1 pseudogene is annotated in these 491 nt (G+C 31.6%); it reads right to left on the bottom strand.

Features of this window, described 5'->3' with window-relative positions:
- Positions 1–130: 130 nt before the first annotated feature.
- Positions 131–491, bottom strand: a pseudogene (locus SORDD16_RS10890) (5-methylcytosine restriction system specificity protein McrC); the annotation flags it as partial.

The following is a 491-nucleotide window of genomic DNA, read 5'->3' as shown; positions in this document are numbered from 1 at the left end:
GCATCACTACGCCTTTTTCCGACGTTTCCTTAATTTATTATAAACTAAAGTACAGTTTTTGTCAAATATTTTTAACAATCAAATTATATTGTTCGGGAATTGTTTATATAAATAGAAAAAAGTGAAGAGATTACTTTCTCCCCACTTCCTCATCAATAATTGCTTTAAAATTTTCTTCTGAATTTTCCATCATTTTACAAAATTCATTGTAAGATGAGGCATTCTGAGAGATTTGGATAGACCACTTCTTCAATTGAGCTCCATAGCCAGCTAGTTTTCCTATCTCACTATTTACTGACTGCTCTACACTAGGAAAAATTAGTCCAGCTTTTTCAGCTTTTAAAATATAAGAATAGGAAATCAGCTGGAATAAGTCCTCACGGTTGATTCCTTTTTACAGTATCTTCAAGTTTCTTATATTTAGCATCTAGAACAATCTTTCGTTCTAGATCATAAAAATCTGGATATACTTCTCGATCACGCCTTTTACA

The organism is Streptococcus oralis (genome assembly GCF_001578945.1).
In the GTDB taxonomy this organism is placed as follows: domain Bacteria; phylum Bacillota; class Bacilli; order Lactobacillales; family Streptococcaceae; genus Streptococcus; species Streptococcus oralis_Q.
This window is presented reverse-complemented; position numbering and strand designations above follow the sequence as displayed.